This is a genomic window from Pseudomonas sp. SH10-3B (genome assembly GCF_019891415.1).
Taxonomy (GTDB): domain Bacteria; phylum Pseudomonadota; class Gammaproteobacteria; order Pseudomonadales; family Pseudomonadaceae; genus Aquipseudomonas.
The window spans coordinates 46,794-54,318 of record NZ_JAFLXD010000044.1 but is presented as its reverse complement, the minus strand read 5'-3'; the positions used below and the strand labels follow the sequence as shown (position 1 = coordinate 54,318).

Here is a 7,525-nt window from a genome sequence, read left to right as displayed (position 1 = left end):
CCGGCGTCCTGCCGGGTTACCCACGGATTCAAGCCTGCGTTCGGCCAGCGTGTTTGACGGGGCGCCTAGGATCAAGATCAAAAGCCAGAGCAAAAGCAGAGCAAAAGCAGACCGAGGTCTAGCTGATATGTGGAGATCCAAATGTGGGAGGGGCGGTGCGACGATTCGACTTGCCCCCGATAGCGCCGGGTCAGTTAAAAAATAAGTGACTGACACTCCCTCATCGGGGGCAAGCCCCCTCCCACATTTTTAACCGAGTACACCAGACCCAACACCGGTCGGCTCTAAGGCCGCCGCGGCTTGGCTTTTGATCTGGAGTGAGGGCATACCGAGCCTCGTAAGCAGCCGCTACGCAAATAACGGATATGTACTCAGTAAAGCGACCACAACCACCCCCCACCCCAGCATCAAAAATCTCCACAACACTGGCCCACGCCGCAACGCCATAAACCCATCCACAATCACCCACCCCTTGACCACCGCCAGCAACAACACCCCCCACCACAACCCGGAGGCCCCCGTCAGTACAGTGCCAACGCTCAGCACCACCAACATCAGCCAACACAGGATCAGCATCCGGGAATCCGTCATACCCACCTCAGCGAATCACATAGACCAACGGAAACAGCACCACCCACACCAGATCCACCATGTGCCAATACAGCACCCCCGACTCCAGCCCGTCGACTGACAGCCCGCCGCACCAGCAGGCCAGCGCCAGCCACCCGAGAATCACCATCCCCAGCAGCACATGCAGGAAATGAAACCCCGTGAGTATCCAGTACAAGGTAAAAAACGTGCTGTGCTCCAGGCCCAGTCCGGCAGCGCCCAGGTGGGCATACTCGGTGAGCTTGATCCCTACATACACCAGCGCCACCAACAACGCCCCCCACAATAAGAAAGCGCCCCGGCGCGAATACCCCAAACGCACCTGCTGCACAGCCAACGCGGCCAACAAGCCTGCGGTCAGCAGGCTCAAGGTCATCGCCAACCCGGTCGAGGTATGCAGTTGTGCGCGCCCTTCGGCAAACAGCTCGGGCTTGAGCACCTGGGTCACGGCAAATGCCAGGATCAGAATCGCAAACACCGACAGCTCGGCGAGGATGAAGAACCACATCGCCAGGTCGCCTGGCAGCCGGCGCGATTCAGGCAAAGTGCACATCCACCACGTCCATCAGCGCGGCGACGGTCTGCGGGTCGTCGCTCAGCGGTTCGGCCAGGCACGCCAGGCAGGCTTCGCGCGGGCTCATGCCGGCGCCGATCAAGCGTGCGGTGAAGATCAGCAGCCGCGTCGAAGCCACCTCCTCCAGGTCATGCTGATCAAGCCGACGCAACGCCTGGCCGAGGCGCACGACCTGGGCGGACAGCGCCACATCCACACCGGCCTCGCGGGCGACGATGCGTTCCTCGTCGGCCACCGGCGGGTAACCAAAACGCATCGCCACGAAGCGCTGGCGGGTGCTGGGTTTCATGCCCTTGAGCAGGTTCTGGTAGCCGGGGTTGTACGACACCACCAGCATGAACGACGACGGCGCCTTGAGCACTTCGCCGGTGCGCTCCAGGAACAGTTCGCGGCGTTCATCGGCAATCGGGTGCAGCACCACCGCGGTGTCCTGGCGCGCTTCGACGACTTCGTCGAGGTAGCAGATCCCGCCTTCGCGCACGGCGCGGGTCAGTGGGCCGTCTTGCCACCAGGTGCCGTCGGTGCCGATCAGGTGGCGGCCGAGCAGGTCGGCGGCGCTGAGGTCGTCGTGGCAGGCCACGGTGTACAGCGGCAGGTTCAGGCGATGCGCCATGTGCTGCACGAAGCGCGTCTTGCCACAGCCCGTGGGGCCTTTGATCAGCATCGGCAGGTGGTGGCGCCAGGCGTGTTCGAACAGCTGCTGTTCGTTGTCCTGTGGTTGGTAGAAGGGCTCGGTCATCACGCGTACTCGCAACGGGTTCGGCCCCCACGCTAAGGGCCCCTGCGACAACCTGGCAAGCACGTACAACGGCAAACTTGATCGCCGTCAAGCGAGCATCGCGCCACTGCAACATAGTCTTGCCTGGCACTAAGAACCTGCGCTCTACCCCGCCTTCGCCGGGCATCGCAAAGGTCTTGCCTGAGGAGATATGGAATGCTGACTCGCAACAGAAAACCCTGGGTCCTGAGTCTTGCCAGCCTGAGCTGCGCCCTGGCCCTCGCATTGCCCATCAACGCCCACGGCGACACGCCGACCGGGATGGTGAAAAGCCCCGGCGCGCCAGACATCAGCCAGGCTGAGTTCGACGCCTCCAAACAGATTTACTTCGAACGCTGCGCCGGCTGCCACGGTGTGTTGCGCAAAGGCGCCACCGGCAAGCCGCTGACACCGGACATCACCCAGGCCCGTGGCCAGGCTTATCTGGAAGCGCTGATCACCTACGGCTCTCCGGCCGGCATGCCCAACTGGGGCACGTCCAATGCGCTGACCAAGGCGCAGATCACCAGCATGGCCACGTTCATCCAGCACACCGCGCCCACCCCGCCGGAATGGGGCATGGCCGAAACCCTCAAGACCTGGAAAGTGCTGGTCAAGCCCGAAGACCGGCCAAAAAAACAACTGAACACCCTCAACCTGCAAAACCTGTTTTCGGTCACCCTGCGCGACGACGGCAAGATCGCCCTGGTGGACGGCGACACCAAGCAGATCATCAAGCTGATCGACACCGGTTACGCCGTGCATATCTCGCGTATCTCCGCTTCCGGCCGCTACCTGCTGGTGATCGGCCGCGATGCCAAGATCGACATGATCGACCTGTGGCCCCTGGAGCCGACCAAAGTCGCCGAGATCAAGGTGGGCATCGAGGCCCGCTCGGTGGAGACTTCGAAGTTCAAGGGCTATGAAGACAAGTACGCGATTGCCGGTTCCTACTGGCCGCCGCAGTTCACCATCATGGATGGCGAAACCCTGGAGCCCAAGCAGATCGTGTCCACTCGGGGCATGACCGTCGATAAGCAGGAATACCACCCGGAACCCCGCGTGGCGGCAATCATCGCCTCCCACGAGTGGCCGGAGTTCATCGTCAATATCAAGGAAACCGGCAAGGTGATGCTGGTCAATTACCAGGACATCAAGAACCTCACCATCACCACCATCGACGCCGCGCCGTTCCTGCATGACGGTGGCTGGGACAGCACCCACCGCTACTTCATGACTGCCGCGAACAACTCCAACAAGGTCGCGGTGATCGACTCCAAGGAGCGCAAGCTCACCGCGTTGGTAGAGGTCGGCAAGACCCCGCACCCTGGCCGTGGCGCCAACTTCAATCACCCAAAATATGGACCGGTATGGGCCACCAGCCACTTGGGCGACGGCGGTATTTCGGTGATCGGCACCGATCCGGTCAAGCACCCGCAATACGCCTGGAAACAGGTGGAATCCCTCAAGGGCCAGGGCGGTGGTTCGCTGTTTATCAAGACCCACCCCAACTCCCATCACCTGTATGTCGACACCACCCTCAACCCCGACGCCAAGCTCAGCCAGTCGGTGGCGGTGTTCGACATCAACCAGCTGGACAAGGGCTACACCGTGCTGCCGATTGCCGAGTATTCGGGCATCAAGCAAGGCGCGCTGCGGGTGGTGCAACCGGAATACAACAAGGCCGGTGACGAGGTGTGGTTCTCGGTGTGGAACGGCCAGACCGAAGAGTCGGCGCTGGTGGTGATCGATGACAAGACCTTGAAGCTCAAGCAAGTGATCCGCGACAAGCGCCTGATCACGCCGACTGGAAAATTCAACGTCTACAACACCCAACACGACATTTATTGAGCCCCATCAACACGAGGTCACCGAATGAAAAATATGCTCCTCGCACTGCTGGCATCCGCCGCTGCGCTCAGCCTGCAACCGGTGCTGGCACAAGACGGCCCGGGGTTGTTCAACAGCAAACCCTGTGTGGGCTGCCACATGATCGACGGCAAACTGGTGGGGCCGGCCTTGAAGGACGTCGCCGCCAAGAATGCCGGTGTGAAAGACGCAGCCACGACCCTGGCCAGCCATATCAAGAACGGTACCCAGGGCAACTGGGGACCGGTCCCGATGCCGCCGAACCAGGTCACCGATGATGAAGCCAAGGTGTTGGCCGATTGGGTCCTGACCTTGAAATAAACACAAGGAGCACGCCATGCAAGCATCGATGATCGGTACGGCCATGGCGCTGCTCCTGCTGATTCCCGCGCGGGCAGCGGCCACCCCGGACGCTGCCCGCCTTGAACACCTGTTGACCCAGGATTGCGGGGCCTGTCATGGCCTGCACCTCACCGGCGGCCTGGGCCCGGCGCTCACACCGCAAGCCCTCGCCGACCACAGCCGCGACAGCTTGATCGCCACTGTGACCTACGGCCGCCCTGCCCGCGCCATGCCTGGTTGGGGCCCGCTGCTCAGTGCCGGCGATATTGCCTGGCTGGTCGACCGCCTTTTGCAAGGAAGCCCCCCACCATGATGCGTCCCACCCTGTTATCCCTGTGCCTGTTGCTGGGTGCCTGCGCCCAACCTGCGTTGCGCGGCAGCGGCGACCTGGGCCTGGTGATCGAACGCGCCAGTGGCAGCGTGCAGATTATCGAGAGCACCGGCATGACCGAACTGGCCCGTATCGAGGGGCTGGGCGACCTGTCCCACGCCTCGGCGGTGTTTTCCCGCGACCAGCGTTATGCCTATGTGTTTGCCCGCGATGGCGGGCTGACCAAGATCGACCTGCTGCGCCAACGCATCGAGCGGCGCATCGTCCAAGGCGGCAACAGCATCGGCGGCGCCATCAGCCAGGATGGGCGCTTGATCGCCGTGTCCAATTACGTGCCGGGCGGGGTCAAGGTGTTCGATGCAGAAGACCTGACCCTCATCGCCGACATCCCCGCGACCGCAATGGCCGATGGCAAACGCTCGCGGGTGGTCGGCCTGGTGGATGCGCCCGGCCAGCGCTTCGTGTTCAGCCTGTTCGACACCGGCGAGATCTGGAGCGCCGACTTCAGCCACGGCAACCCGCCGCGCATCACCCGCTTCAAGGACGTCGGCGAGCAGCCCTATGACGCGCTGATCACCGCCGACGGCCGCTATTACATGGCTGGGCTGTTCGGTGAAGACGGCATGGCCCAGCTCGACCTGTGGCACCCGGAGCGCGGCGTGGTGCGCGTGCTCAAGGACTATGGACGCGGCCAGGCCAAGCTGCCGGTGTACAAGATGCCGCACCTGGAGGGCTGGGCCGTCGCCGATGACCAGGCGTTCGTGCCGGCGGTGGGACGTCACCAGGTGCTGGTGATGGACGCGCGCACCTGGCGGCAGACGGCGTCGATCCCGGTGGCCGGGCAGCCGATCTTTGTCACTGCACGCCCCGACGGGCGCCAGCTGTGGGTCAACTTCGCCTACCCGGACAACGACCGGGTGCAGGTGCTCGACACCGAAACCCACCAGGTGGTCGCCGACCTGCGTCCCGGCCCCGGCGTGTTGCACATGGAATTCAGCGGGCGCGGCGAGCAACTGTGGCTGTCGGTGCGCGATGGCGAACAGTTGCAAGTGTGGGACCCGTACCGCCTGACCCTGCTGAAAACCTTACCGGCCAAGAGTCCCAGCGGGATTTTCTTCAGCCTGCGCGCGCAAAAAATGGGGTATTGAAATGGACCTTGATTCGCTCAGCCAGCAATTGATCGAACGCTTCCAGCACGGCATGCCGCTGTGCGCCGAGCCCTACCGCGAAATGGCCCAGGTACTGGGCTGCAGCGCGGCCGAGGTGATGGCCTGCCTGCAACGCCTGGAACTGGCCGGCGCGTTGTCGCGCATCGGCCCTGTGTTCGAACACACCCGCGCCGGCGCCAGCACCCTGGCGGCCCTGGCAGTGCCGATCGAGCGCCTGGAACAAGTAGCCGCGCGCGTCAGCCAGTACCCGGAGGTCAATCACAACTATGCCCGCGAGCATCATTACAACCTGTGGTTCGTGCTCACCGGGCCCCATCGCCAGCACCTGCAGCAAATCCTCGACGAGCTGGAGAAAGACACCGGCCTCACTCCCCTGGACCTGCCGATGCTCACCGCCTATCGCATCGACCTTGGATTTTCCCTCGGAGAGCAGCCGTGATCGCGCCACTGAACCACGAGCAGATGCTCGATCTGCGCCAGTGCCTGGAGCGCGGTTTGCCCATCGTCGCGCGGCCCTACGACGAGCTCGCCGAGCAGATCGGCGCCCACCACGATCAGGTGCTGCAACAGATGCAGCAATGGCATGGCCAGGGCCTGTTCCGTCGCGTCGGCCTGGTGCTCAACCACCGCGCATTGGGCTTTGTGGCCAACGCCATGCTGGTGCTGGATGTGCCGGATGCGCTGGTCGATGAAGTCGGTGCGCGCCTGGGCCGCGCGCCCGGCGTGAACCTGTGTTACCAGCGCCCGCGGCGTCTGCCGCAGTGGCGCTACAACCTGTTCTGCATGGTCCACGGCCGCGAGCGCGCGGTGGTCGAGGCGCAGATCCAGGCGTTGCTGGAGCAGCACCTGCTCAGCGACCTGCCCCACCAACTGCTGTTCAGCACCCGCGCCTTCAAACAATGCGGTGGGCGTTTTGCGCCGCCGCCATCGCAGGTATGGGCCCATGGATGAACGGGATCGGCAATTGCTCAACCGCCTGCAACACGGCCTGCCGCTGGTGCGCCAGCCCTGGCAGCAGGTGGCCGAGGAACTGCACAGCCATCCGAGTGAACTGCTCGACCGCTTGTATGCCCTGCTCGAAGACGGCGTGCTCACGCGCTTTGGCCCGATGTTCGACATCGAGCGTCTCGGCGGCGCCTTCACCCTGGCCGCGCTGGCTGTACCCGAAGCGCAGTTTGACGCCGTCACCGAACAGCTCAACGCCCTGCCCCAGGTGGCCCACAACTACCGCCGCGAACACCGCTGGAACATGTGGTTCGTGCTGGCCTGCGCCACCGAGCAGGAGTTGGCCGCCACCCTATCGCGCATCGAGGCCCTGACCGGGTTGGCGGTGCTCAATCTGCCGAAGGAGCACACCTACCATGTCGGTCTGTATTTCCCGGTCTGACAACACCCTGGCCCTGCACCTGGTCGCCCTCACCCAAAGCGGCCTGCCGCTGGTGGAGGACCCTTGGGCCTGGCTCGCCGAGCAGTTGGGCATCAGCGTCGAATCGACCCTCGACCTGCTCAAGCGCCTGCAAGCCGAAGGCGCGATCCGGCGTATCGCCGCCGTGCCCAACCACTACCGCCTGGGCTATCGGCATAACGGCATGACCGTGTGGGACGTGGCCGATGTGCACATGCCGCGCCTGGGAGAACTGATCGGCGCCCAGCCGTTTGTCAGCCATTGCTACCGTCGCCCCCGGCGCCCGGACTGGCCCTACAACCTGTTCGCCATGGTGCATGGCCGCAGCCGCGAAGAAATCGACAGCTACCGTGAGCACCTGCGTTTCCTGCTGGGGGATGCCTGCCACGCCGACGAGATGCTGGTGAGCAGCCGCATCCTGAAAAAGACCGGCCTGCGCCTGACGCCGGCGCACTCAAAGGATTAGCCC

11 protein-coding genes are annotated in these 7,525 nt (G+C 63.7%); 8 read left to right on the top strand and 3 right to left on the bottom strand.

Features of this window, described 5'->3' with window-relative positions; genetic code table 11:
• Window positions 1-348 precede the first annotated feature (348 nt).
• Genes J1G35_RS25080 through J1G35_RS25070 form a run of 3 tightly spaced genes read right to left on the bottom strand, consistent with a single transcriptional unit; the run spans window position 349 to window position 1,922 of the window.
• Complete coding sequence (locus J1G35_RS25080; protein WP_347709469.1) at window positions 349-555, bottom strand: cytochrome C oxidase subunit IV family protein; 207 nt, start codon at window positions 553-555, stop codon at window positions 349-351.
• Between the two features lie 43 nt (window positions 556-598).
• The gene (locus tag J1G35_RS25075; protein ID WP_223016304.1) at window positions 599-1,162 is read right to left on the bottom strand and encodes a cytochrome c oxidase subunit 3; all 564 of its coding nucleotides are present in this window, start codon (window positions 1,160-1,162) and stop codon (window positions 599-601) included.
• Window positions 1,146-1,922, bottom strand: a complete 777-nt coding sequence (locus tag J1G35_RS25070; RefSeq protein WP_223016303.1) for a CbbQ/NirQ/NorQ/GpvN family protein — start codon at window positions 1,920-1,922, stop codon at window positions 1,146-1,148. The genes J1G35_RS25075 and J1G35_RS25070 overlap by 17 nt, the downstream gene beginning before the upstream one ends.
• A gap of 300 nt (window positions 1,923-2,222) precedes the next feature.
• Between J1G35_RS25070 and nirS the strand changes: the two genes are divergently transcribed.
• The 8 genes from nirS to J1G35_RS25030 are packed head-to-tail and all read left to right on the top strand — an operon-like array spanning window position 2,223 to window position 7,522.
• On the top strand, window positions 2,223-3,791 hold the full coding sequence (gene nirS, locus J1G35_RS25065; protein WP_262417414.1) for a nitrite reductase: 1,569 nt from the start codon (window positions 2,223-2,225) through the stop codon (window positions 3,789-3,791).
• 24 nt (window positions 3,792-3,815) lie between these two features.
• The gene (locus J1G35_RS25060; RefSeq protein WP_098479231.1) at window positions 3,816-4,130 is read left to right on the top strand and encodes a c-type cytochrome; all 315 of its coding nucleotides are present in this window, start codon (window positions 3,816-3,818) and stop codon (window positions 4,128-4,130) included.
• 16 nt (window positions 4,131-4,146) lie between these two features.
• The gene (locus J1G35_RS25055) at window positions 4,147-4,464 is read left to right on the top strand and encodes a cytochrome c (protein ID WP_175539109.1); all 318 of its coding nucleotides are present in this window, start codon (window positions 4,147-4,149) and stop codon (window positions 4,462-4,464) included.
• The gene (locus J1G35_RS25050; RefSeq protein ID WP_223016301.1) at window positions 4,461-5,630 is read left to right on the top strand and encodes a cytochrome D1 domain-containing protein; all 1,170 of its coding nucleotides are present in this window, start codon (window positions 4,461-4,463) and stop codon (window positions 5,628-5,630) included. Before J1G35_RS25055 ends, J1G35_RS25050 begins: the two co-directional genes overlap by 4 nt.
• 1 nt (window position 5,631) lies before the next feature.
• Window positions 5,632-6,090, top strand: a complete 459-nt coding sequence (locus J1G35_RS25045) for an Lrp/AsnC family transcriptional regulator (protein WP_053134206.1) — start codon at window positions 5,632-5,634, stop codon at window positions 6,088-6,090.
• The gene (locus J1G35_RS25040; RefSeq protein ID WP_053134209.1) at window positions 6,087-6,602 is read left to right on the top strand and encodes an Lrp/AsnC family transcriptional regulator; all 516 of its coding nucleotides are present in this window, start codon (window positions 6,087-6,089) and stop codon (window positions 6,600-6,602) included. Before J1G35_RS25045 ends, J1G35_RS25040 begins: the two co-directional genes overlap by 4 nt.
• A complete protein-coding gene (locus J1G35_RS25035; RefSeq protein WP_223016300.1) occupies window positions 6,595-7,038 on the top strand; it encodes an Lrp/AsnC family transcriptional regulator in 444 nt (147 codons plus the stop codon). The genes J1G35_RS25040 and J1G35_RS25035 overlap by 8 nt, the downstream gene beginning before the upstream one ends.
• Window positions 7,013-7,522: an Lrp/AsnC family transcriptional regulator gene (locus tag J1G35_RS25030; RefSeq protein WP_053134215.1), complete on the top strand. Its 510-nt coding sequence runs from the start codon at window positions 7,013-7,015 to the stop codon at window positions 7,520-7,522. The genes J1G35_RS25035 and J1G35_RS25030 overlap by 26 nt, the downstream gene beginning before the upstream one ends.
• Window positions 7,523-7,525 lie beyond the last annotated feature (3 nt).

What these genes read in the sequence shown, in the direction of transcription:
- J1G35_RS25080 (WP_347709469.1), bottom strand. Translation starts at nt 555, where the DNA reads ATGTTGGTGGTGCTGAGCGTTGGCACTGTACTGACGGGGGCCTCCGGG.
- J1G35_RS25075 (WP_223016304.1), bottom strand. Translation starts at nt 1,162, where the DNA reads ATGTGCACTTTGCCTGAATCGCGCCGGCTGCCAGGCGACCTGGCGATG.
- J1G35_RS25070 (WP_223016303.1), bottom strand. Translation starts at nt 1,922, where the DNA reads ATGACCGAGCCCTTCTACCAACCACAGGACAACGAACAGCAGCTGTTC.
- nirS (WP_262417414.1), top strand. Translation starts at nt 2,223, where the DNA reads ATGGTGAAAAGCCCCGGCGCGCCAGACATCAGCCAGGCTGAGTTCGAC.
- J1G35_RS25060 (WP_098479231.1), top strand. Translation starts at nt 3,816, where the DNA reads ATGAAAAATATGCTCCTCGCACTGCTGGCATCCGCCGCTGCGCTCAGC.
- J1G35_RS25055 (WP_175539109.1), top strand. Translation starts at nt 4,147, where the DNA reads ATGCAAGCATCGATGATCGGTACGGCCATGGCGCTGCTCCTGCTGATT.
- J1G35_RS25050 (WP_223016301.1), top strand. Translation starts at nt 4,461, where the DNA reads ATGATGCGTCCCACCCTGTTATCCCTGTGCCTGTTGCTGGGTGCCTGC.
- J1G35_RS25045 (WP_053134206.1), top strand. Translation starts at nt 5,632, where the DNA reads ATGGACCTTGATTCGCTCAGCCAGCAATTGATCGAACGCTTCCAGCAC.
- J1G35_RS25035 (WP_223016300.1), top strand. Translation starts at nt 6,595, where the DNA reads ATGGATGAACGGGATCGGCAATTGCTCAACCGCCTGCAACACGGCCTG.
- J1G35_RS25030 (WP_053134215.1), top strand. Translation starts at nt 7,013, where the DNA reads ATGTCGGTCTGTATTTCCCGGTCTGACAACACCCTGGCCCTGCACCTG.